The following is a 23,295-nucleotide window of genomic DNA, read 5'->3' as shown; positions in this document are numbered from 1 at the left end:
AACGACGGAGTAAAGATTACGCATATGGAGACATATGCGTAACTTTTAAAACATGGGTTAGTTAGAACTAACGATATTCCTGCGTATAAACGGTGAAAGCCGGAAATTTCTTTCTCCTGCAGGATGCATCATGAGCGAAATGGGGGTAACCAAATGTTAGAATCAGATATTGTTGCGCACTGCGCTCCGACGCTTGCAGGGATAAAGACGGCAAATATGTTTAATTATCTGCCGGATGATATGGAAAAACTGCATCAGGAGATACAGGAAGAAAACTGTAAGCTGAATAGTAAAGGTGTCTATGTGGAAATACTTCGGACAGGTGAGAAGAGGGCTTTGATATATGTCTATCGAAAAAACAGACTGGAAGCTGATCTGAACAGGAAAGGGGCAGAGAGTATTCTTCAGACCTGTGGATATGAATGTGGGGAGACAGACTGCTGTCTTCGAAAGCTTCAGGAGCGCTTTTTTCAGTATGAATGTTTTCCGCATGAGGTGGGACTGTTTCTGGGTTATCCGCTGGATGATGTGGCAGGATTTATTGAACAGAAGGGAAAAAATTACAAGTGCTGTGGAATCTGGAAGGTTTATGGAGATGAGCATAAGAGCCGGATGACTTTTCAGAAGCTGAAGAAGTGTTCAGAAATCTATCAGAGATTATTTGCGGATGGCAGAAGCATTCTCCAGCTTACGGTGGCAGCATGATCAAGGACCAAGAAAGGACAAGGTAAAAAGAATATGAGTAAAGTAGCAGTTGTATACTGGAGTTCTACAGGAAATACAGAAAGCATGGCCAATGCAGTGGCAGATGGTGCAAAAGCAGCAGGTGCAGAAGTGTCTGTATTCGAGACAGCTGATTTTGATGCAGCAAAAGTGGATGGATTTGATGCGATTGCTTTTGGATGCCCGGCTATGGGTGATGAGGTTCTGGAAGAGGATGAGTTTGAGCCGATGTTCAGTTCCTGTGAGGCAAAGCTTTCCGGCAAAAAGATCGGGCTTTTTGGATCCTATGGCTGGGGAGATGGAGAATGGATGCACAACTGGGAAGATAAATGCAGAGAAGATGGAGCACTTCTTGTCTCAGATGGTGTAATCTGCCAGGAAGAGCCAGACGATGAAGCAGTAGAAAAATGCAAAGAACTGGGAAAAGCTCTGGCATAAATGAAAGAATAAATGAAAGATGCTGCCGTCAGAAACCATTATCTTTTATGAAGATAGCTGTAACTGTTCACAGGTAATATCCCGCGAGGTGTTTTGTCATGTATATGACAAAATCCCGAGACATACGGGGCAAAATCCCATCACCGAAGGTGATATGGAATGGATTTTGACCAAGTTACTGCGAACGGAGTGAACAGTAACAGATGGTTTTCTGAGGCAGCATTTTTGCTTTTATAAAAGGATGAACAGTAAATTTCGTATATTGCAATAAAACAGATCTTATATTATACTGTACAGCAGAATAGTGGTAACTGTTCACAGGTAATATTCCGCAAGGGATTTTGCCAACGCTGCTGTGAGCGGAGTGAACAGTAACGATTAATATACAGTATTTTATGAGAAGGAATTTACAGAATGAGCAGAATATATCAGCAGCGTGCCAGAATCCTGGTAATAGACAATTCAGAGATCAACAGAGAAATGTTGAATGATATTTTGGGGGAAATCTATGAGATAAAACTGGCAGGAAATGGTCGTGAGGCTCTGGAAATCCTTGAAAAGGAACATTGGAATCTGGAACTGGTGCTTCTGAAGCTGGAGATGCCGGACATTGATGGATACGAACTCCTCAGGATTATGGGAGAGAAGAAGTGGCTGGATGAGTTTGCTGTGATCGCTGTGATTGCAAGTCTGACTGCAGATGTTAAGAGAGCATACAGACTTGGGGCCTGTGACTGTTTCAGACTTCCTTTTGTTACAAGCATACTGAATCACCGTATCGAGAATGCGATCGCCACTCATGAGAAGGAATACAGAGATTATCTCACCAGAGCCTATAATCGCCGGGGATTCGTCTATATGGTAGAAAGATTCCTGAATCATTGCGAGGACAGAACCAGATATGGAATCCTGTACTTTAACATTAAGAACTTTAAAGCAACAAATGAACTTCTTGGTGTAAAGGAGGGAGACTGCATCCTTCAAAGTTTCTGCAAGAGTATAGAGAGGTCTTTTTTGCATCCTGTTTATACAGCAAGGGTAGAAGCAGATCATTTCGTGAGTTTTGTGGAGCGTGACAGGATCTCTCTGAAGAAGCTGGAAGAGTTTTGTAATCAGACTTTTGAAATTTACAATAAGAAGATTCGTGTGCACAGTTGCTGTGGCATTTTTTATCTGAAGGATGAGAATATGCCCGTGGCAGGGATGGTCGACCGGGCTAAGCTCGCAAAGCAGCACATTGTAGATGAATACCTTAAGCCATATGCAGTGTTCGATCAGAAGATGGAGATGGAATATATTGATAAGGCGGAAATCGCAGCTGCATTCGAAGAAGCAATCATAAATGAAGAACTGGAAGTGTATTATCAGCCGATTGTAGATCCTGTTACAGGCAGGATTATGTCAGCAGAGGCATTGGTTCGTTGGATACATCCAAAGAAGGGATTTATTTCTCCTGGTATATTTGTACTGAAACTGGAGGAGGATGGCTCTGTTTCCAAACTTGACCGTTATGTTTTTCAGAAGGTGCGTTCCTATATCTCGGGCAGATATGAGAAAGGGCTGGAGGTTGTTCCGGTCTCCATGAATCTTTCATGGATGGATTTTTATGATGAGGCACTGATCGATGAAATCGTCGATTTTCTCGAACATCCGGAGTTTCCGTCGGAACTGATCCGGTTTGAGATCACAGAAACCTCCTATGCGGCACTGGAGGAGAATGTCGGTAAGGTTCTGAACAAGATCAAGAAAAAAGGAGCATGGATTCTTCTGGATGATTTCGGAAGTGGATATTCCTCTTTCAACATGCTTCAGAGGTTTTCCTTTGATATCCTCAAGATCGATATGTCTTTTACGAGAGAGATTGAGATGAATTCAAGGACAAGAAGGCTGATTCCACTGATCATAGAGACAGCACACGCACTGGACGCCAAAACCGTGGCAGAGGGTGCAGAAACAAAGGAACAGGTAGAATTCCTCAGAAACCATGGCTGCGATTACATTCAGGGATATTATTTCTACAGACCGTTGAAAAAAGATGAGTTTTCGGAAAAACTGGATCAGAATTCCTGAAAATGTTCACAAAACAAACATAAATCTCTGATAAGATAACAGCATATGAACGATAGAGGAAGCGGTGTAACTGTTTACAGGTAATATCCCGCGAGGTGTTTTGCCATGAATATGGCAAAATCCCGAGACATACGGGGCAAAATGCTATCACCGAAGGTGATTTGGAATGCATTTTGACCAAGTTACTGTGAACGGAGTGAACAGTAACAAAGCGGTCATTGTGAGCAGTGACAAGAAAATTTGATTGGAGGAATCAGAGATGGAAGCCCCGAAAATTCTTATAGTAGATGATGAAAGCCGTATGAGAAAGCTGGTGAGAGACTTTCTCGAAAAAAAGAATTTCCAGGTTCTGGAGGCCGGTGACGGCGAAGAAGCAATGGACATTTTTTATGAAGAAAAGGATATTGCCCTTATACTTCTGGATGTTATGATGCCGAAAATGGACGGCTGGGAAGTATGCAGGGAGATCCGTAAGAATTCCAAGGTGCCGATCATCATGCTGACAGCACGTGGGGATGAGAGGGATGAACTCCTGGGATTTGACCTTGGAGTGGATGAATACATCTCGAAACCGTTTAGCCCGAAGATTCTGGTTGCGAGAGTGGAGGCCATTCTTCGAAGAACAGGACAGGATGCAGGAAATGATGTTCTGTCAGCCGGTGGAATTGTGATCGATAAGGCCGCACATCAGGCGACTGTTGACGGGGCGCCTATGGAACTGAGCTTTAAGGAATTTGAACTCCTGACATATTTCCTTGAGAATCAGGGAATTGCTCTTTCCAGGGAGAAAATTCTGAATTCCGTATGGAATTATGATTATTTTGGAGATGCCAGAACTATTGATACGCATGTCAAGAAACTGAGAAGTAAGATGGGTGCGAAGGGAGAATATATCAAGACAGTCTGGGGAATGGGTTATAAATTTGAGGTGGATGAATCATGAAATGTTTACACGAAGATTCAGCTAAGAAGCACAAGACCAGGAAATTTCATCCGCTTCGCCGACAGATAGCAGTCCTGTTTATCGGACTGCTTCTTCTTTCTATGATCGTCATAACACTGATCAATGGACTGTTTCTGGAACATTATTATATCAGCAGGAAAACAGAAGTTCTGAGAGATGCGGTGCAAAATCTGGAAAGTCTTGATGTAGTAACGGACTCGGACGGAAACAGCAGTGCAGAAATCTCAGATCAGATATTTAAGGACTGCTCTGAGAATAATCTTACCTGGGTGATGATCACAGCGGATGGTCAGACGATATGTGCTGTCGGAAGCAATGAGGATCTGCTGGAGGCCCGGCTGGTAGGATATATTTACGATCTGGACCGGAAGAAAGGTAAGGAAAAAGTCCTTCAGAAGTATGACAGCTATGTGATCCAGCAGGTAAGTGACCGCTTTGCGGGAATGGAGTATGTAGAAAGCTGGGGAGAACTGGGAAATGGATGCTATTTTCTGATCCGTACCCCGCTGGAGAGTATTCGTGAGAGTGTTGCAATCTCCAACAGTTTTTATTTCTACGTGGGTCTTGTGATCATTGCTCTGAGCGGACTGATGATCTGGGTGGTCACGAAGCGTATCACAAAGCCTATCAGTGAACTGACGCGGCTTTCTACCAAGATGAGTGAACTGGATTTTGATGCAAAGTATCACAGCCAGGCAGGTAATGAGATTGATGAGCTTGGAGAGAACTTCAACAGAATGTCCGAACAGCTGGAAAAGACAATCTCAGAGCTTAAATCAGCGAACAATCAGCTCCTTAAGGACATCGAAAATAAGGAAAAGATTGACAGGATGCGTCAGGAGTTTTTGAATAATGTTTCTCATGAGCTTAAGACGCCGATCGCACTGGTGCAGGGATATGCGGAAGGCCTTAAAGAAAATATCTCTGATGATCCGGAGAGCAGAGAATTTTATTGTGATGTGATCATGGATGAAGCGGCCAAGATGAACAAGCTTGTCAAGAACCTGCTGACACTGAATCAGCTGGAATCCGGCCGGGATGAGGTGACCATGGAGAGATTTGATATTGTAAGTCTGATTCGGGGAGTCCTCCAGTCTATGGATATCATGATCCAGCAAAAAGAGGCAAAAGTGAATTTTGAAGCATCGGATCCGGTATATGTCTGGGCAGATGAGTTCAAGATTGAAGAAGTTGTGACGAATTATACCAGCAATGCACTGAATCACTTGAATGGCGAGAGGGAAATTGAAATCCGTGTGCTGCCTGAGGATGACCGTGTCCGGGTAACGGTATTTAATACAGGAACTCCGATCCCGGAGGAGGATATTCCGAAACTGTGGAATAAATTTTACAAGGTAGATAAGGCAAGGACCAGGGAATATGGTGGAAGCGGAATCGGACTTTCCATCGTAAAAGCGATCATGGAAAGTCTGCATCAGCAGTATGGTGTGCAGAATTATGATAACGGAGTCGAATTCTGGTTCACACTGGACCGCAAAAATGATTAAAAAAGGAGCGGATGTAAAGAAATTACTTTGCATCTGCTTCTTTTTGCTGTATACTTGCTTACATGACAGTTGCTTTTTGGAGAACTGTGTTATATGAAAAAAGACAGGATGTGAGACGCGAATGATAGGTATTATTGATTACGATAGCAATTATTTTTTATAACACACTGATTATCATTTAATAACAAGAAAATCTTTAGCACTTTTATTACTTTTACGAATTATTTACGAATTATAGTGTCTCGAATATGTCATATAGAAAAAGAAGGCAGACTGGTTTTTATTTACCAATCTGCCTATATTTATATACACACTCACATTTTCTTACATATTATTTTTCTGCTCTCAACAGCGTCACATCGATATTAGAAGTGTCAGCGTTGACGTCTGTATTGGTGTATGCAGTAGCATCAATCGTATAGTCAACGACTCTTACGATAATGAAGTCACTCTTAGCATATCCTTCTTCATTGAGCATCTTTTCAACTCTTTTATCCAAAGCTTCTTTGGAACCGAGTTCAAGCGGAATTACCTCGCCATCAATATTTGTTGTCAAATATTTATACAGCGTTTCGTAATTATCTCGCTTAGCCTGAGCAATCATAATTCTATACATTCTCAAGCACCTCCTGTTTAATGCTTTGTCTTTGCTTTTGCGTTTTTCACGTATGTAGCAGTACCATCAAATTTGTGTTTATACTGTTCCGGTGGCTGTTTAGGCAACGCACGTATTTCGTCCATAAGACCTTCTACAAATGAGTTACCATGCTCATGCTGATAGATTAAGAATCTACGCTCTAAGCATTCCATAGAGTAGTCATCAATCCATCCATGCTCATATACGAAGAAATGATGACGTTCTGTTACATAAGCCTTGATACTTTCCTTGTCAGACTCAATCAGCATAGCAATACTGTCATTGATTTTGTCTACAGAATTATTCGTATCTTCTTTAGCTTCCTTCAGTTCATCTACATCTTCTTTAATCGTGTCAATCTCTTCTCGTTCGTCATGGTCTTTATCATAGTATTTGCGGACACGATCACAAGCCCAGTCGATAAAAGACACTACTCCCTTAACAGCAAGACACAGGATTACTGTGTACATGATAATATCTGTGGGAGAATAGTTTGTAAGTAATTTTTCCATATTTCCCTCCAAAAGTTACATGCCGGAAACACATAAGGGCGGAATTTACCGCCCAAACATAGATTACAGTTTTACGCAGTAATCAAGAGAAATCCATCCGGCTCCGGATTTCAATTTTCCCCAACCCTTAGTAGAGCCAGTTCCTGCTTTTTCCTCGATAATAGTGAAAGTTCCCTTTCCGGTATATTCACCAGTAGTCGGATAGTTTGTGCCAGCGCCAGACCGAATTCTAAGATCACTTGCATCGACACGAACCTTATACGGTACTTTTGATACGTTTGTAGATGGTTTTGAAGATGTACCAGATACAGATGAGCCAATCGTACAATAATCCGCATTTGCAAGATAAATCCATCCAGCACCAGATTTAAGCTTTCCCCAGCCATTCTTCACAGATGTAATTGTAAATACACCCTTTCCGGTTTTCCCGACAATATCTCCATTAGGTGCTTTTCTGATATTCAAATCAGACACAATCACGTTGACTGTAAATGGTACCTTTGGGAAGTTTGTATTCGGTTTTGATGGTGCAGAAGTGTTTGTAGAGTCATTAGAGTTTCCTCCTGATGCTGTGGTTCCGCTTCCGAGTAATGCATTGATACGATTAGCTAAATCGCTATATCTCGAATAAAGCCAATCGCCAGGACAGCTCTTATTCGCAAAGAAGCGATGAGCAGTCAGCACCATCTCATTGCTCTTTGGTTCGTATGCAAGAGAAGCAGATTTGCTACCCTTCCAAACTACTTTAGTTTTACCGTTTCTACGACAGATATCAGCGCAAAGCTTAATCAGCTTTTCATATACGGTATTATTCATTTCGTAAGGCTCTTTCATACCGCTGGCACATTCAATAGTAATGGCTCTCTGGTCGTTTGCGTTGCTAGATGAACACCAACTCCGGTTGGCTTCATCAACACATAACACAACTCGTCCATCCTTGCCGATACCATAGTTACAGCTTGCTTGTACAGATGAGCTTGTAAAACAACTTCCGATTGATTCAGCAGAAAGCTGTCCAACAACGCAATGCGGTGTTAATCTATCAATGGAGTGAGTACGTCTGCCACTGTGGTTCGGACTCTTTACCACACAATCTACAAGTGAACTATTTGTGTAACCCATAGTTTTACCTCCTTCTGGTTTAGTTGCTTTTGAAGCAAATTTGTCATAATATACCTGACCGTAAGATGCTCTGCGTCTCTGTACGGCAGAACTCTGGTCAGCAGGACGTTCATACTTTAAGAGCACAGCATTGGATGCTTGAAGAACAGAAGTTGCGCTACGCAGTTCGGAAATCACAGTACCGTAGTTTTCACTCAGTTCCTTGTACATGAACTCAAGCTGCATCTCCAGATCGCCAATAGATGTGCCTTTAGACTGGCAGAATGCAAGTAATGCCTGTTTTCTGCTCCAATAAGTCCACTGGCACAGACCATATCCAGCACTGTCTCGTACAAAATTTTTGTATGATCCGTTATCGACTGCTGCTGTGTAAGCTGCATCGGTATATCCGAGTTTCTTTTCAAATGAATTTTGCAGGTTGGTAGGGACTAATCCGCTTTCTGCGTAGATGTTTCCCATAAGACCTGCGGCTCCGCATTTGCTCATTCCTTTGCCAATACAAAAGTTCCAGATGCGTTCTTCATTTGTCGTTCCTTTTAATGCCATAGAGAAATCAATCCCCTTTCGTAAATAATTTAATTAGCATGAATAACTAACAAGAAAGACGGGATTTAATTCCCGTCTTTGCTAGTAGATGTTGCATTTGTTTTTACAATTTCACGCAGAGTATCTAATGCAGAATCAATCTGCTCATCAATCCATTCGATCAGAGCTTTCTGATCTACGACTTTAGAGAGAATAGGATATTCTTCATAGATCTGCTTGATTACCTGAGCACGTTTGATAGAGCCTGCTTTGCTCCATTCCTGCCAATCAACCTCTGCATCACTAATCATTTTCAGAATAGTTGTCTGAATCTGTTTCTTTGCGATTTCAATCTTTTCATCCTGACTCTTGGACATATAATCCTGAGTTTTCTTCACGATGCCGATGACAAGACCAATGCATACGAGAATACTTGTCCAGTTGTCATTCAGAAGCTGTAAAAATTTCTGTAAGCCTTCCATAATCCATTACCCCTTTCCTGATTCCGAATTGATTATTGCTTCCTGTTCTTTCATAGCAGTTTCGTAGACTATGCCACCTTCTGTATTTTCGGCTCTGGACTTACTATAGTATCCAAAGATAACAGGTGCGAGTGACGCTACGATGCCGAGTAGAGCATCAGAATCGCTTATCAGCATTCGTCTAAATACGGTATATAAAAAGGTTTCATCAATACCCGGCTGAGCAATAATCTTATTTGCTCTAATGCCGCGAGCCGCATCGCTTGCGTAGACGAATCGAATCATTGTTCCATCTTTCAATTCAATCCAGCAGCCACAACGTGATTTAATCATCTTGTTAATCATGTCATGCGGATATGCATCCAGAACCTTACTGAACATCTCGTCTCTCCATTCGATGTCAGAATATACAATCAAAATTCGTTGTCTTAATACTGTAGTTAAATCGTTCATTTCTTCTCCTTAAAATTCCATCGATAATATGGCTTTTCTTCTCCAAAAAACCAGTATCGCTCATAGTCATCAATCACAATCGCACATGCAGATAACACCACCCACAAAAGAGAGAATGGTAGACAAATCTGACCGAGAATATTAAATGGCATATTTGAATAGTCCCAGATACCAAGTCCGAGCCATAGATTCAAAATACATCCAGATACAAATTCTCCGATTGTTACAATACACGACCCAATGATTGCCTGCAGCCAGATCGGTGTATCCATTGATAAGACTTCATTAATAAGTCCAATGCATACGCCGCATACGCCTGCTAGAATAAACATGCTGATATGGCTATATCCTCTCCACACGATTTCAATCATGTAGTAAATAGACCCCATCACAGCAAACAGCGACAGATATTTAAGGCATAATGATAGAGCCTTTTTCATCATATAACCTCCGTATAAATGCAAAGAGCCGGATATACCGACTCAGTGCATATTATTTAATTAGCGTGATATGTTAAGCCTCTGCGTTTGCCTGAGAATACAGCATCTTCAGAACTTCGGACTGATAAGCCTCTGGGATATCAGCACCGTACTCTACAGCACAAATATCATTGATATCAGTCATACTCTCGATATAGTCTCTCAGAGAGTTAAAGTATGTAGTCTGGAATTCAATGCAGTTCTCCATTGCTGTATTCAGAGCTACTACTTCATCTTTTGTGTAGAATTTACAGGACTCGCCATCTGCATGATACGGGAGAACCGTGATACCAGCATTGGCTCTGTCATTCAGCTTAGAAATTTTCAGCTGATCTGCAACTTCAAGGCTGAAGTGATGAGATTTCTTATCAGACAGAGTGATGTCAAATCCCTGTGTGATGACTTCGTTACAAGCCACACTCATTTCTGCAATTTTAGCAGACTTTACATCTTCGATATTGTCGTTTGTTACAACACCGGATTTGACAAGCTGCTTCATGACAGCACCCTTGATTTTGTCTGGCACTGCATCAAATTCCTTCTCACCATTGTAAACAAGGTCTGTCCAAAAATTGATTAACTGAATCATATAATACCCTCCTCTTAAAGTAATGCACTCAGTTCAATGATGCACTGTTTCATTTTTTCTGCTTCTGTCATTTCGCGGATGATAAATCGAGTATGACCGTCCTCGCTCCAAATATTTGTGCAGGTCATATCTTTATAATCAACACCGCCGATATTTACACTGGATAAATTGTCATCAGACAGAATCTCAATATTAACTTCATCATCTGTGATGTAGTTGTTGCCATTCAGTGTAGCGTGAATCTCTGTTCCGTTTGCGAGGATAATATTGTAAATAGTATTTTCCATCTATAAAACCTCCAAATAAGTCGTAGTAAAGAAGATTTAAGTTATCACGTTGTATCTTACTCATTAGGTGCGCATGACCGCCCATCCAGGATCGAAACATATTCTCGACTTCTTCCTGCGTGCGCTCACCTCTTTGTACCTTTCTATTCAATGCTTTGAGCTTACGTCTCATATCAACAATTCTTTGCATTGTGTTTCTTGTCAATATTAATTAACGAAGAAAAACGGACGAACGCCAAAAGAACCAGACGCGCCGAGGTTGCTCGCAAAGCCGCTGGCGTCCACAAAACAGAAGCTAGTCGCAGACCTCACACCACGAAGCCAATAGTTGAAGCGACGGTGAATGTACTCAGGGGCAAGAGCGAACAGTGGGAACTGAGAGTTGATACATCCGACCTCATAGCCGCTATTAGCCCATACTTTTGTTCCGTATACCATCGTCTCAGACATCAGCTCAACCTTACAGTCGTACCAAGCCCATCCAGAAGCCTGTCCATCAGCTGTTGCATTTGGCAAGATATCTCTATAGGACATTACGTGAGAAGAACCGAAGTCACTCACAATTTTCTGAGTAGCCTGTGCGAGGTTAGCAGTTCTCATGTCAGAATTAGCATAAGCACCAGTTGTGGTATTTGCGGCAGCGCCTTCTGTATACTGACCGCTGTCTGTGTTATGCATCTGAGCATTGTACAGTGCAGAGTCAGGTACGAGACACATGCTATTACCCATAGATGTATTATCTCCAATCTGTTTTCCAAGATTGAACCCGGCAACTCGATATACAGTACCGTTGATTGTCAGGTAGTCACCTACGAACAGGTCATCAAATGTACCACTCTGAATAGCTTTTGACATAGCAGAAGTATAGGAAGTACCTAAGTTCTTACCTCTGAAAATGGAGTTATGACCGCCTGCATTGTTTCTTGCTGCGTTTGTGTACAGTTCATTAATTGCGGCTGGAAGAGATTTTGTACCCTGATCCAGACCGTATGTTTTGCTTGTCAGCTTATTAAGGACGGCAGTGGAGAGATTTCCGAAAGTCACACCCTTAGTACCATTCGCACCGTCAACTGGGAGTACATCAGTATCAGCAACAGAAGTAACAGCGGAAAGGTCTTTAATTCTTGTTGTATTTGCCATAGTATATTCCTCCTCTTATATACCTAATTTCTTTTCTAGTTTTTCTATACGGTCATTGAAATCCTGCATTTGCAGTTCGTCGTATAGCAATCTGACCAATAAAAAATGAGTATACTCAATGCAGTAATACTCATTTTCATCGTCGGGATTTAATTTTCGTGTGCCAAGCATCAGGAGTTTATCTTCAACTCCATGCCTAGCAAATGCATTTCGTAAATCTTGCGCCAGTATTCCGACACACAATTCCTCGTGGTCATAATCTGGTGCTGACATTCTGAACTGTACGAATCGGACTTCTCCAACAGCTTGAATGATATTTCTTGCTATTGGTTCAATATCACGTTTCATACGTCTGTCTGATAGACTTCCACTCCATGTTCCATCAAGGAAGCCCTTTCCTGTTTGAGCCTTCACATGGACACCATCTGATGCGGCATAAATGGAACCATTCTTTTGCTGAGTACCATTGTTGTTGTAGTACCAGTCAGCACATCCATAACCTCCTGATGTTGTTTCGTTCATTAACTGAACACCTTTGAGAATACGCATCAACATAGCACAATCGATTCCGGCACGATTGGCTGTTTTACCGAAAGCAATACCATCACCACCAGCCTTATAGTCCATTGTTGCGAAGCCGTTTGATAATGTCATAGTGGCGACGGCTTCTTTCCCAGCTTTATCTCTGATGGTAAGTTTGATATCATGCAGACTATGTATGCGGATCATTTACAAAGACAGTATGTGAAGCAAAGAATAAGAACCAGTTACTTAAAGCAAAAACTATTGCCGAGGAATTGGGACTTGTTGAAGACATTGATTATGGATGCATCTATGATAAGTGTCTTACAGAACTTGAGCCGGAAGAGGATAACGGCACGACACTCACTGGCATGTGGTTTTGTCCGTTAGACGATGAGGTTGCTCACAAGATTAGTAAAAAATATCAATTATATAAATAGGAGAGAAAATAATGACAACAGCAGATATGAATATAAAGAAATTAAATAATGACTCTATCGTACCTACAAAAGGATCTGAATATGCAGCGGGTCTTGATTTGTATGCATATATTCCAAGAGGTGCGATTGACATCCCGGCTGGCGCTACTGTCAAAATTGGTACTGGCGTTGCAACTGAAATTCCGGCAGGATGTTTTGGCGCTGTATTTGCACGAAGTGGACTTGCTACTAAACGAGGATTGCGCCCATCTAACTGTGTGGGAGTCGTAGATTCAGATTACCGTGGTGAGGTAATTGTTGCACTATACAATGATTCTGATAAATGCGAAACAATTCATCATGGTGATCGTATTGCTCAGCTGGTTATTATGCCGTATATTGATGTTAAGCTACATGAAGTCAGTAAACTGTCTGATACAGATAGAGGTGCGGGAGGGTTCGGAAGCACGGGACTCGGAAAATAACAAGTAGGAGGTAATAAAGTGCAGGAAAAGATTTTACTTTCCATAGCAGAAGCATCTCAATTATTTGGAATTGGTCAGCATAGGTTACGAGAAATAATGAAAGATGATTATAATTGCATATATCATCTTACTGTCGGTCGTGTCATAAAAGTAAAACGCAAACCCTTTGAAGAATACATAAGCAAAGCTGAACAGATATAATATCGACAAAGAGTTTTGAATATGATAGAATTGCTTATGTGGTCATATTCGAGGCTCTTTAATATGGAGGGCTAACGAATGGCAAACAAGACAGCAAAAGAAAAAAATAAACCTGTAAGAAAAACACTCAGAGAAAATGAATACTATAATCCAAAAACAAAGAGATATGAATATCGATATAAGGATGGATTTGGTAAAAATAGAGTAGTTAGTTCATACAGATTAGAACCAACCGACCAAGTACCTAAAGGAAAGAAATCAGGAAAGAGCCTGCGAGAGAAAGAAGAGGAAATTAATGCGCTTCTTTCAAATGATATTGATATAGATGGTTCAAAATTAACTCTTCTTGAGGTAGTAAATAGATATTTAGAGCATCTTTACAACCGCAAAGAGTTAAGTCATAATACAAAAGTTGGATACAATGTAACTGTCAATACATTAAAGCAGTACAAACTTGGATATATGGAAGTTGGTAAGATTAAGCCAGAACACTGTGAGGAATGGCTTGCTGATATGAAGAAGAAATACAGAGGCTCTTCTATACAAAGTCAAATTAGTTTGATTAAGCGTTCGTTTGAATATGCGATTGATTATGATTATATAGCCAAAAATCCTTTCAGACGAATTACGACAGATAGAAGCGATAGTAAACCGATGGTAGCGATACCGGTCGATGAAATGAACAACTTCCTGGATTTCTGCAAGAATGATTCACACAGCAAACACTGTTACGACATGATTTATATACTGTTTTGGACTGGCTTGAGAGCCTCTGAGCTATGTGGTCTTACATTAGATAATATAGATATGGAAAACCATGTTATTAAAGTCGAAAAACAGTTGCAATGCATTAATCATAAACACGTTGTAACAACCACAAAGACATCGAATGGCGTAAGATATATACCAATGACAGATGGGGTATATAATTGTTTTCAGTCAGTTCTTGATAATAGGTATCTAAAGGGAGATATCGAACCCATGTGTTATGACGAGAGAGGAAATTCATACGATGGGTTCGTATTTCTGGCTACAAGGAGTCGTAGAACGATTGTTAGGGCGCATGTAGAAGAGTATCTTCAAAATTGTATTAAGAGATATAATCTTGCTAACCCTGATACTCCTATCCGTAAGTTTGAACCACATATATGTAGGCACACATTTGCTACTAATATGCAAGGGCTACCATTAAAGACTCTGCAATCTATATTGGGTCATGGTAACGTCAGAACCACGATGAATCATTATGTAGATGCAAGACCTTCTCATATTCAAGTAAATGAGATCAATATCATAGCAAACTCAATCGGTTAATTCGTAAGATTTTTCGTGTACGAATTATTTACGAATTATAATGTTAAACGAGATGTATTAGTATGGAATAAAATGTAACGAAATAGGTGGTATCAAAGAATATCAATGTACTGTTATTCAGCTGAAACCACTTATAATCAGGAGGTTATAATAAATGATAGCAATTATCGATTATGATGCAGGAAATATCAAAAGTGTAGAAAAGGCACTTGCATATCTTGGGGAGGAAACGGTTGTATCTCGTGATCCTGAAGTGCTGACAAAGGCAGACAAGGTGATTCTTCCCGGTGTTGGAAGCTTTGGAGAGGCAATGGAAAACCTGCATAAGTATGGTCTGGTTCCGGTAATAAAGGATATGATAAAGGAAGGAACTCCTTTTCTTGGAATCTGTCTGGGGCTGCAGCTCCTTTTTGAGAGCAGCGAGGAGACACCTGGCGTTGAGGGGCTTGGAATCCTGAAGGGCAGAATCCTCCGAATTCCACCATCTCCGGGACTTAAGATTCCACATATGGGATGGAATTCCCTGCATCTGCAGAATAATGGAAGATTGTTTAAGGGCATTCCGGAAGATACGTATGTTTATTTTGTGCATTCCTATTATCTTCAGGCAGAAGAACCGGAGATTGTAAAAGCAGTGACAGATTACAGCACGACGATTCATGCTTCTGTTGAGAAGGACAATGTATTTGCCTGCCAGTTCCATCCGGAAAAGAGCAGCAGATATGGTCTTAAGATTCTCGAAAACTTTGCAAAACTTGAGAAGGAGGGGAACTGAAATGTTTACAAAAAGAATCATTCCCTGTCTGGATGTAAATAACGGCCGGGTGGTAAAAGGCGTTAATTTTGTGGATCTTAAGGACGCAGGAGATCCGGTGGAGATTGCCAGAGCCTATGATGCAGCAGGTGCAGATGAACTTGTTTTTCTGGATATCACGGCATCCTGCGAGGAACGTGATACCGTTGTGGATATGGTGCGGCAGGTTGCAGCGAATGTTTTTATCCCGTTTACCGTAGGCGGCGGCATTCGTACAGTAGAGGATTTCAGGAAACTTCTCCGTGAGGGTGCAGACAAGATCTCTGTCAATTCTGCGGCGATCGATCGTCCGGAACTGATCACAGAGGCAGCAGAGAAGTTCGGAAGTCAGTGCGTGGTCGTTGCAATCGATGCCAAGAGAAGACAGGATGGCGGCTGGAATATCTATAAACATGGCGGACGACTGGATACAGGCATTGATGCCATTGAGTGGGCCAAGAAGGTTGAGAAGCTCGGTGCGGGTGAAATCCTTCTTACCAGTATGGATTGTGATGGCACCAAGGCAGGATATGACATTGAGCTTACCAGAGCGATCGCGGATGCAGTTTCTGTTCCGGTCATTGCATCCGGAGGTGCGGGAACTCTGGAGCATTTTTATGATGCACTGACAGAAGGCGGTGCGGATGCGGCACTGGCAGCATCTTTATTCCATTACAAAGAATTGGAGATCCGTCAGGTAAAGGACTATCTGGCAGAGAAAGGGATTTCCGTCCGAAGATAAGAGGTGATAGGAAATGGCTCCTTTATCAGGAGAGTGGCTGGAAGCATTAAAGGGAGAATTCCATCAGCCATATTATTCGAAGTTATACAAAACAGTGATGCAGGAATACCAGACACAGAAGATTTTTCCTCCGGCAGAGGATATGTTTAATGCATTTCATTTTACCCCGCTGAGTCAGGTAAAAGTCGTGATTCTCGGACAGGATCCATATCACAATGACGGACAGGCGCATGGACTTTGCTTTTCTGTCAAAAGAGATGTGGAGATTCCGCCGTCATTGGTTAATATTTATCAGGAACTGCATGACGATCTGGGATGCTATATTCCGGATAACGGTTATCTGGAAAAGTGGGCGAAACAGGGAGTGCTGATGTTGAATACAGTGCTGACTGTCCGTGCACATCAGGCAAACTCTCACAGGGGCATCGGCTGGGAACAGTTTACCGATGCAGCGATCCGAATCCTGAATGAACAGGACCGGCCGATTGTTTTTCTTCTGTGGGGACGTCCGGCACAGACCAAAAAATCCATGCTCAATAATCCGAAGCATCTGATCCTGGAGGCTCCGCATCCAAGTCCGCTGTCTGCGTACAGAGGCTTTTTTGGGTGCCGTCATTTCAGCAAAACCAATGAATTTCTGCTTCGCAACGGGCTGGAGCCGATCGACTGGCAGATCGAGAATAAGACAGAACAGGAAAATAAGGAGTGAACATGAATCAGAAGAACAATTTAGTCAAAAACGCGTCTTTTCTGATGATCGCGGCAATGATTTCCAAGGTTATCGGGTTATTATACAAAAGTCCGCTTTCTTCGATCGTAGGAAATATGGGAATGGGATACATCAGTCTTGCCCAGAATGCCTATATGATCCTTCTGATGATTGCTTCTTTCAGTATCCCTCAGGCAGTCTCCAAGCTGATCTCTGAGAGGATTGCTTTAAAGGATTACAAAAACGCACAGAAGATTTTTCATGGTTCTCTGATCTATGCGGCAATCGTAGGCGGAATTGTGGCACTGGTGTGTTTGTTTGGGGCGAGGTTCATCATTCCGAGTAATCAGCCCAATGCGGTGCTGGCACTGCAGATTTTGTCACCTACGATTTTTCTTTCAGGAATTCTTGGCGTGTACAGGGGATATTTTCAGGCATACAGAAATATGATGCCTACTTCGATTTCGCAGATCCTTGAGCAGATTTTTAATGCGGCAGTCAGTCTGATTGCTGCGTGGATGTTCATCAAGTATTTTGCGGATGGAAGTGATGGCAGCGTTGCAAAATGGGGTGCTGCCGGTTCTACGGTGGGAACGACTGCAGGTGTTGTGATCGCACTTCTGTTTATGCTTCTTGTGTATGGTGTGAATCGCAGAAATATCAAGAGAAGAGTAGCAGGAGATCATTATCATGAGGCAGAATCTTATGGGGAGATCCTGAAACTGATCATCCTGATCGTATCGCCGATCATCCTGAGTTCTTTTATTTACAATATCAACGGATACTTAAATGGTGTACTGTACTCGGAAATTATGGGAAAACATGGCATGAACGCTGATACGATCAGTATGCTTTATGCAGAATATGCCACTTATTTCATGAGTATCATCAATATTCCACTGACACTCTCCAGTGCGGCACCGACCTCTATGATACCGGAGGTTTCTGCTCTGTATGCGACTGGCGATATCGATGAAACAAGGAGAAGAGTAGACCAGACGGTACAGCTTTCCATGTTTATTTCCATTCCGTGTGCAGTCGGTCTTGCTGTCCTGGCACAGCCAATCGTATCTCTGCTCTTTGGAGGAACAAATGGTGTTGCAGGGAAGCTTCTTATGCTGGGTTCCTTTACGATCCTCCTGAATGGAATGTCCAATATTTCCAACGGTGTGCTTCAGGGAATCGGAAAGCCGAAGATTCCGATGATGACAGCAGCGGTGGCACTTGTGGTTGATGTGATCGCGGTTGTGCTGCTTCTGATGTTTACGGATCTTGGAATTTATGCACTTCTGGTTGCAATGATTATCTATGCGATTGTTGTATGTGTGATGAATGATATCTTTATGAAAAAATATCTGGATTACAGGAATCCATGGAAGACCGCCTATGTAAGCCCGATCATTGCTTCTGTTGTTATGGGAGTAGTGGCAGCAGGGGTATATTATGGATTACATGCCATAGTGCCATCCAATATTATCTGCCTTGGTGTGTCGATCATCCTGGCAGCGGCAGCATATTTTCTGGTTTATGTTATGGTAGATAAGAGTGCTGCCGAGCGTTTGCTTCGAATACCAGGCGGGACATATCTTGTCAGAATTGCAGATAAATTTCACAGATAATGAATAAAAGAGCATTTTCGGAATTCCTCCGAAAATGCTCTTTCCAAGTATACAATACTACCTGTGAACAGTTATTTTCAAAATCCTGAAGTTGGTCATTGTCATTTGGAAAAGTTTGTCGTATAATGTTACGGAATTCGATTAAGAAACACTTTTTAATAAGAAGTAATATATTTTATTACAAAGAAACACGTTACATTCATAACTGTATGATACAGTTTATGACGAGGAGGTCGATTTATTGAATACATACACATTGGGAATTGACATCGGATCCACGACAGTAAAAATTGCGATTCTTGATGAGCAGGAGAATCTTTTGTTTGCAGATTACGAGCGTCATTTTGCAAACATTCAGGAAACACTGGCTGATCTTCTGGAGAAAGCCCAGGGGAAACTTGGGGAAATGACACTTTGTCCGGTCATCACAGGTTCCGGTGGTCTGACACTTGCAAACCATCTGGAAATTCCGTTTGTGCAGGAGGTCATCGCAGTTTCAACTTCGCTGCAGAAGCTTGCACCAAAGACGGATGTTGCGATCGAACTTGGCGGCGAGGATGCCAAGATCATTTATTTTGAGGGCGGAAATATTGAACAGAGAATGAATGGTATCTGCGCCGGTGGTACTGGCTCCTTCATTGATCAGATGGCATCTCTGCTTCAGACAGATGCACCTGGACTGAACGAATATGCGAAGAATTACAAGGCTCTTTATCCGATTGCTGCAAGATGTGGTGTGTTTGCAAAGACAGATATTCAGCCGTTGATCAACGATGGTGCAACAAAGGAGGATCTTTCTGCGTCTATTTTCCAGGCAGTAGTCAATCAGACGATTTCCGGACTGGCATGTGGTAAACCAATCCGTGGTCATGTGGCATTCTTGGGAGGACCGCTGCATTTCCTTTCTGAACTGAAAGAAGCGTTTATCAGAACATTGAAACTGGATGAGGAGCATACGATCGTTCCGGACAATTCTCATCTGTTTGCTGCAATTGGCTCTGCATTGAATGCAAAGAAGGATGTGACCGTTTCCCTGACAGAACTCAAAGACAGACTTCGCCATTCGATCAAACTGGATTTTGAAGTAGAGCGTATGGAGCCGTTGTTTGCATCAGAAGAAGATTATGAAGCTTTCAAGAAACGTCAGTCCTCCTATAAGGTCAAAAAGGGAGATTTGGCTTCCTATAAGGGAAATTGCTATCTTGGTATCGATGCGGGGTCTACTACGACCAAGACTGCTCTGGTAGGAGAAGACGGAACACTTCTGTATTCTTTTTACAGCAGCAATAATGGAAGCCCACTGAAGACCGCTATCCGTTCTATTCAGGAGATTTATTCCATACTTCCGGATGATGCACAGATCGCCTATGCATGTTCTACAGGATATGGAGAAGCACTGATGAAGGCAGCCTTTCTTCTGGATGAGGGAGAGGTTGAAACGGTGTCCCACTATTATGCGGCAGCGTTCTTTGACCCGGAGGTCGATTGTATTCTGGACATCGGCGGACAGGACATGAAGTGCATCAAGATAAAGAATCAGACCGTAGACAGCGTACAGCTGAATGAGGCGTGTTCTTCTGGATGCGGATCCTTTATTGAAACATTTGCAAAGTCACTGAATTACAGTGTGCAGGATTTTGCAAAGGCTGCTCTTTATGCACAGCATCCGATCGATCTCGGAACCCGCTGTACTGTATTTATGAACTCCAAGGTAAAGCAGGCACAGAAGGAGGGAGCGGAGGTATCGGATATCTCTGCGGGTCTTGCCTATTCTGTTATCAAAAATGCTCTTTACAAGGTTATCAAGGTGTCTGATGCGACAGAGCTTGGCAGACATATTGTGGTGCAGGGCGGTACCTTCTATAATGACGCGGTACTTCGAAGCTTCGAAAAGATTGCCAGCTGTGAAGCAATCCGTCCGGATATCGCCGGAATCATGGGAGCCTTCGGTGCGGCTCTGATCGCAAGAGAGCGTTATGAGACAGGAAAAAAGACAACGATGCTCTCTATCGACAAGATTAATGAGCTGAAATATACCACCTCTATGGCAAACTGCCATGGATGTACAAACAACTGTCGTCTGACGATCAATAAATTTACCGGCGGCCGTCAGTTTGTCAGCGGGAACCGCTGTGAGCGAGGAATTGGTAAAGAGAAGAACAAAGACCATGTTCCGAATCTCTATGAATACAAATATAAACGACTGTTTTCCTATGAACCGCTCAGTGCAGATCAGGCGACAAGAGGACAGGTGGGAATTCCGCGAGTCCTGAATATGTTTGAGAATTATCCGTTCTGGTTTACATTCTTTACAAAACTGAAATATGAAGTGGTGCTCTCACCGACTTCAACCAGAAAGATTTATGAGCTGGGTATTGAGTCTATTCCGAGTGAATCCGAATGTTATCCGGCAAAGCTTGCACATGGACATGTCAGCTGGCTGATCAAAAAAGGCGTGAAATTTATTTTCTATCCGTGCGTGCCTTATGAGCGTAATGAGTTTCCGGATGCAGTCAATCATTATAACTGCCCGATCGTTACTTCCTATGCAGAAAACATCAAGAATAACGTGGATGAACTCAAGAACCCGGATATTCGGTTTATGAATCCGTTTATGGCATTTACAACGGAGGCAATTCTGACAGACCGTCTGGTAGAGGTGTTTAAGGATATCCCGGCTGATGAAGTAAAAGCAGCAGCACATGCGGCATGGGAAGAGCTTGCACAGGTGCGTAAGGATGTACAGGCGAAGGGCGAGGAGACTCTTCAGTATCTTAAAGATACCGGCAGAAGAGGAATTGTTCTTGCAGGTCGTCCGTACCATATTGATCCTGAGATCCACCATGGTATTCCGGATCTGATCAATGGTTATGGTATTGCGGTGCTTACGGAGGATTCTGTTTCTCATCTGGCAAAAATTGAACGTCCGATCCGTGTCAATGACCAGTGGATGTACCATTCCCGTCTGTATGCGGCTGCAAACTTTGTCAAGACACAGGACAATCTGGATCTGATCCAGCTGAACTCCTTTGGCTGTGGTCTGGATGCAGTTACGACCGATGAGGTTTATGAAATTCTGGATGGCAGCGGTAAGATTTATACCTGCTTAAAGATTGATGAGGTCAACAATCTCGGTGCAGCAAGAATCCGTGTACGATCTCTTCTTGCAGCACTTCGTGCAAAGGATGCCCAGCATAAAGAACGCGAGATCCGTCCGTCCTCCATAGAGAAGGTTGTATTTACCAAGCAGATGCGAAAGGACTATACAATCCTGTGTCCGCAGATGTCACCGTTCCATTTTGGTATTCTGGAGGCGGCATTTAACAGCTGTGGATATCATCTGGAAGTACTTCCGAATGACAACAAGCATGCAGTAGATGTCGGACTGAAATATGTCAACAACGATGCCTGCTATCCGTCACTGATGGTTGTCGGTCAGGTCATGGATGCACTTCTTTCCGGGAAATATGACCTTGACAAAACTGCCGTTATCATGTCACAGACAGGTGGTGGATGTCGTGCATCTAACTATATCGCGTTTATCCGCCGTGCACTTAAGAAAGCCGGCATGGAGCAGGTTCCGGTTATTTCTCTCAATTTAAGTGGACTTGAAAGCAATCCGGGCTTTAAGCTGACCCTTCCGCTGATCAAACGTATCTGCTATGGTGCAGTCTTTGGAGACATACTGATGAAATGCGTTTATCGTATGCGTCCGTATGAACTGGAAGAGGGAATTGTCAACCGTAAACATAAGATATGGGAGCAGAGAGTTATTTCTTTCCTGACAGGAGGCAGTGTCAGCCACAGTCAGTTCAAGAAGATGTGCCATGAGATGGTACATGAGTTTGACCTGATCCCGATCAGCGATGAGAAGAAACCACGTGTCGGTATTGTCGGAGAGATTCTTGTCAAATTCCTGCCGGCGGCAAATAATCATCTGGCAGAGCTCCTGGAGGCAGAAGGAGCAGAGGCAGTATGCCCGGATCTGATTGATTTTATTAATTATTGTTTCTATAATCAGAACTTTAAATGTGAGTTTCTTGGATTTAAGAAAAACAAAGCAGCCATGGCAAACTGGGGAATCAAGGCGATCGAATGGCTGCGCAAACCTATGAATGAGGCACTTGCACAGAGCCGTCACTTTACACCGTCTGCAGATATCGCAGATCTGGCAAAGATGGCAGAGCCGATCGTATCACCCGGAAACCAGACAGGTGAGGGATGGTTCCTGACTGGAGAGATGATGGAACTGATCCATGGTGGGGTGCCGAATATTGTATGTATCCAGCCATTTGGATGTCTTCCGAACCACATTGTCGGCAAGGGCGTGATCAAGGAGATCCGAAGAGAGCATCCCGAGGCAAATATTGTAGCGATTGACTACGATCCGGGAGCCAGTGAGGTTAACCAGCTGAACCGTATTAAGCTGATGCTTTCCACAGCACAGAAAAATCTTAACAGGGAATTGTCCTGATACCCATCCAAACATTCCCCTTTACCATTTTCGTACCTTCTGATATACTTAAGACCGAGTGATATTATATAAAAACAGAAAGAGGAAC

Annotated in this window: 23 protein-coding genes; 13 read left to right on the top strand and 10 right to left on the bottom strand. The window is 42.6% G+C overall.

The genetic code is table 11. The annotated features are described in order from the left end of the window. Positions 1 to 153: 153 nt before the first annotated feature. The 5 genes from GT674_RS04285 (at position 154) to GT674_RS04265 (ending at position 5,703) form a co-directional block, all read left to right on the top strand. Positions 154 to 705 carry a DUF3793 family protein gene (locus tag GT674_RS04285; RefSeq protein ID WP_161284589.1) on the top strand — a complete coding sequence of 184 codons (552 nt, stop codon included), beginning with the start codon at positions 154 to 156 and terminating at the stop codon, positions 703 to 705. Between the two features lie 33 nt (positions 706 to 738). Further along, a complete protein-coding gene (locus GT674_RS04280) occupies positions 739 to 1,161 on the top strand; it encodes a flavodoxin (RefSeq protein ID WP_161284588.1) in 423 nt (140 codons plus the stop codon). A gap of 414 nt (positions 1,162 to 1,575) precedes the next feature. Then, entirely contained in the window at positions 1,576 to 3,231 is a 1,656-nt protein-coding gene (locus GT674_RS04275) for an EAL domain-containing protein (protein WP_161284587.1), read from the top strand. Between the two features lie 259 nt (positions 3,232 to 3,490). Further along, on the top strand, positions 3,491 to 4,174 hold the full coding sequence (locus GT674_RS04270) for a response regulator transcription factor (RefSeq protein WP_161284586.1): 684 nt from the start codon (positions 3,491 to 3,493) through the stop codon (positions 4,172 to 4,174). Further along, entirely contained in the window at positions 4,171 to 5,703 is a 1,533-nt protein-coding gene (locus tag GT674_RS04265; RefSeq protein WP_161284585.1) for a sensor histidine kinase, read from the top strand. The genes GT674_RS04270 and GT674_RS04265 overlap by 4 nt, the downstream gene beginning before the upstream one ends. 331 nt (positions 5,704 to 6,034) lie before the next feature. Here GT674_RS04265 and GT674_RS04260 read toward each other — a convergent pair whose 3' ends face one another. The 10 genes from GT674_RS04260 to GT674_RS04215 form a co-directional block, all read right to left on the bottom strand. Then, the gene (locus GT674_RS04260) at positions 6,035 to 6,319 is read right to left on the bottom strand and encodes a hypothetical protein (RefSeq protein ID WP_161284584.1); all 285 of its coding nucleotides are present in this window, start codon (positions 6,317 to 6,319) and stop codon (positions 6,035 to 6,037) included. Between the two features lie 17 nt (positions 6,320 to 6,336). Further along, a complete protein-coding gene (locus tag GT674_RS04255) occupies positions 6,337 to 6,852 on the bottom strand; it encodes a hypothetical protein (RefSeq protein WP_161284583.1) in 516 nt (171 codons plus the stop codon). A gap of 63 nt (positions 6,853 to 6,915) precedes the next feature. After that, a complete protein-coding gene (locus tag GT674_RS04250; RefSeq protein WP_161284582.1) occupies positions 6,916 to 8,520 on the bottom strand; it encodes a phage tail tip lysozyme in 1,605 nt (534 codons plus the stop codon). Between the two features lie 65 nt (positions 8,521 to 8,585). Continuing rightward, a complete protein-coding gene (locus GT674_RS04245) occupies positions 8,586 to 8,981 on the bottom strand; it encodes a hypothetical protein (RefSeq protein WP_161284581.1) in 396 nt (131 codons plus the stop codon). Positions 8,982 to 8,987: 6 nt separating this feature from the next. Continuing rightward, the gene (locus tag GT674_RS04240; RefSeq protein ID WP_161284580.1) at positions 8,988 to 9,434 is read right to left on the bottom strand and encodes a hypothetical protein; all 447 of its coding nucleotides are present in this window, start codon (positions 9,432 to 9,434) and stop codon (positions 8,988 to 8,990) included. Beyond that, entirely contained in the window at positions 9,431 to 9,877 is a 447-nt protein-coding gene (locus GT674_RS04235; protein WP_330585462.1) for a putative ABC transporter permease, read from the bottom strand. Before GT674_RS04235 ends, GT674_RS04240 begins: the two co-directional genes overlap by 4 nt. A 70-nt stretch (positions 9,878 to 9,947) precedes the next feature. Beyond that, a complete protein-coding gene (locus GT674_RS04230; protein ID WP_161284579.1) occupies positions 9,948 to 10,502 on the bottom strand; it encodes a hypothetical protein in 555 nt (184 codons plus the stop codon). Positions 10,503 to 10,516: 14 nt separating this feature from the next. After that, positions 10,517 to 10,789, bottom strand: coding sequence for a hypothetical protein (locus GT674_RS04225; protein WP_161284578.1), 273 nt, complete (start codon positions 10,787 to 10,789; stop codon positions 10,517 to 10,519). Positions 10,790 to 10,996: 207 nt separating this feature from the next. Then, positions 10,997 to 11,929: a hypothetical protein gene (locus tag GT674_RS04220; RefSeq protein WP_161284577.1), complete on the bottom strand. Its 933-nt coding sequence runs from the start codon at positions 11,927 to 11,929 to the stop codon at positions 10,997 to 10,999. A 15-nt stretch (positions 11,930 to 11,944) separates the two neighbouring features. Beyond that, the gene (locus GT674_RS04215) at positions 11,945 to 12,583 is read right to left on the bottom strand and encodes a tail fiber domain-containing protein (RefSeq protein WP_161284576.1); all 639 of its coding nucleotides are present in this window, start codon (positions 12,581 to 12,583) and stop codon (positions 11,945 to 11,947) included. A 319-nt stretch (positions 12,584 to 12,902) separates the two neighbouring features. Between GT674_RS04215 and dut the strand changes: the two genes are divergently transcribed. From dut to GT674_RS04170, 8 genes are all read left to right on the top strand, one after another. Next, positions 12,903 to 13,355 (top strand): dUTP diphosphatase, encoded by a 453-nt coding sequence (gene dut / locus GT674_RS04205; protein WP_161284575.1) that lies wholly within the window; start codon positions 12,903 to 12,905, stop codon positions 13,353 to 13,355. Between the two features lie 18 nt (positions 13,356 to 13,373). Then, positions 13,374 to 13,556 carry an excisionase gene (locus tag GT674_RS04200; RefSeq protein WP_161284574.1) on the top strand — a complete coding sequence of 61 codons (183 nt, stop codon included), beginning with the start codon at positions 13,374 to 13,376 and terminating at the stop codon, positions 13,554 to 13,556. Positions 13,557 to 13,634: 78 nt separating this feature from the next. Continuing rightward, positions 13,635 to 14,870: a tyrosine-type recombinase/integrase gene (locus GT674_RS04195; RefSeq protein WP_161284573.1), complete on the top strand. Its 1,236-nt coding sequence runs from the start codon at positions 13,635 to 13,637 to the stop codon at positions 14,868 to 14,870. 154 nt (positions 14,871 to 15,024) lie between these two features. Then, positions 15,025 to 15,645: an imidazole glycerol phosphate synthase subunit HisH gene (gene hisH, locus GT674_RS04190; RefSeq protein WP_161284572.1), complete on the top strand. Its 621-nt coding sequence runs from the start codon at positions 15,025 to 15,027 to the stop codon at positions 15,643 to 15,645. A gap of 1 nt (position 15,646) precedes the next feature. Beyond that, complete coding sequence (hisF, locus tag GT674_RS04185) at positions 15,647 to 16,405, top strand: imidazole glycerol phosphate synthase subunit HisF (RefSeq protein WP_161284571.1); 759 nt, start codon at positions 15,647 to 15,649, stop codon at positions 16,403 to 16,405. 13 nt (positions 16,406 to 16,418) lie between these two features. Continuing rightward, positions 16,419 to 17,114 carry a uracil-DNA glycosylase gene (gene ung, locus GT674_RS04180; RefSeq protein WP_161284570.1) on the top strand — a complete coding sequence of 232 codons (696 nt, stop codon included), beginning with the start codon at positions 16,419 to 16,421 and terminating at the stop codon, positions 17,112 to 17,114. A gap of 2 nt (positions 17,115 to 17,116) precedes the next feature. Next, entirely contained in the window at positions 17,117 to 18,733 is a 1,617-nt protein-coding gene (locus tag GT674_RS04175; RefSeq protein ID WP_161284569.1) for a putative polysaccharide biosynthesis protein, read from the top strand. Between the two features lie 241 nt (positions 18,734 to 18,974). After that, positions 18,975 to 23,207, top strand: coding sequence for a 2-hydroxyacyl-CoA dehydratase (locus tag GT674_RS04170; RefSeq protein WP_161284568.1), 4,233 nt, complete (start codon positions 18,975 to 18,977; stop codon positions 23,205 to 23,207). Positions 23,208 to 23,295: the final 88 nt, after the last annotated feature.

It is taken from the genome of Blautia sp. BIOML-A1 (assembly GCF_009883055.1).
Classification (GTDB): Bacteria; Bacillota; Clostridia; order Lachnospirales; family Lachnospiraceae; genus Blautia_A.
The sequence above is the reverse complement of the archived record's forward strand: the minus strand, read 5'-3'. Positions and strand labels throughout refer to the sequence as shown.

Coding starts and splice junctions, on each gene's coding strand:
- GT674_RS04195 (WP_161284573.1), top strand. CDS start 13,635: ATGGCAAACAAGACAGCAAAAGAAAAAAATAAACCTGTAAGAAAAACA.
- GT674_RS04265 (WP_161284585.1), top strand. CDS start 4,171: ATGAAATGTTTACACGAAGATTCAGCTAAGAAGCACAAGACCAGGAAA.
- GT674_RS04220 (WP_161284577.1), bottom strand. CDS start 11,929: ATGGCAAATACAACAAGAATTAAAGACCTTTCCGCTGTTACTTCTGTT.
- GT674_RS04215 (WP_161284576.1), bottom strand. CDS start 12,583: ATGACATTATCAAACGGCTTCGCAACAATGGACTATAAGGCTGGTGGT.
- GT674_RS04245 (WP_161284581.1), bottom strand. CDS start 8,981: ATGGAAGGCTTACAGAAATTTTTACAGCTTCTGAATGACAACTGGACA.
- GT674_RS04225 (WP_161284578.1), bottom strand. CDS start 10,789: ATGGAAAATACTATTTACAATATTATCCTCGCAAACGGAACAGAGATT.
- GT674_RS04275 (WP_161284587.1), top strand. CDS start 1,576: ATGAGCAGAATATATCAGCAGCGTGCCAGAATCCTGGTAATAGACAAT.
- GT674_RS04230 (WP_161284579.1), bottom strand. CDS start 10,502: ATGATTCAGTTAATCAATTTTTGGACAGACCTTGTTTACAATGGTGAG.
- ung (WP_161284570.1), top strand. CDS start 16,419: ATGGCTCCTTTATCAGGAGAGTGGCTGGAAGCATTAAAGGGAGAATTC.
- GT674_RS04270 (WP_161284586.1), top strand. CDS start 3,491: ATGGAAGCCCCGAAAATTCTTATAGTAGATGATGAAAGCCGTATGAGA.
- GT674_RS04175 (WP_161284569.1), top strand. CDS start 17,117: ATGAATCAGAAGAACAATTTAGTCAAAAACGCGTCTTTTCTGATGATC.
- GT674_RS04250 (WP_161284582.1), bottom strand. CDS start 8,520: ATGGCATTAAAAGGAACGACAAATGAAGAACGCATCTGGAACTTTTGT.
- GT674_RS04285 (WP_161284589.1), top strand. CDS start 154: ATGTTAGAATCAGATATTGTTGCGCACTGCGCTCCGACGCTTGCAGGG.
- GT674_RS04255 (WP_161284583.1), bottom strand. CDS start 6,852: ATGGAAAAATTACTTACAAACTATTCTCCCACAGATATTATCATGTAC.
- dut (WP_161284575.1), top strand. CDS start 12,903: ATGACAACAGCAGATATGAATATAAAGAAATTAAATAATGACTCTATC.
- hisF (WP_161284571.1), top strand. CDS start 15,647: ATGTTTACAAAAAGAATCATTCCCTGTCTGGATGTAAATAACGGCCGG.
- GT674_RS04240 (WP_161284580.1), bottom strand. CDS start 9,434: ATGAACGATTTAACTACAGTATTAAGACAACGAATTTTGATTGTATAT.
- GT674_RS04260 (WP_161284584.1), bottom strand. CDS start 6,319: ATGTATAGAATTATGATTGCTCAGGCTAAGCGAGATAATTACGAAACG.
- GT674_RS04280 (WP_161284588.1), top strand. CDS start 739: ATGAGTAAAGTAGCAGTTGTATACTGGAGTTCTACAGGAAATACAGAA.
- hisH (WP_161284572.1), top strand. CDS start 15,025: ATGATAGCAATTATCGATTATGATGCAGGAAATATCAAAAGTGTAGAA.
- GT674_RS04235 (WP_330585462.1), bottom strand. CDS start 9,877: ATGATGAAAAAGGCTCTATCATTATGCCTTAAATATCTGTCGCTGTTT.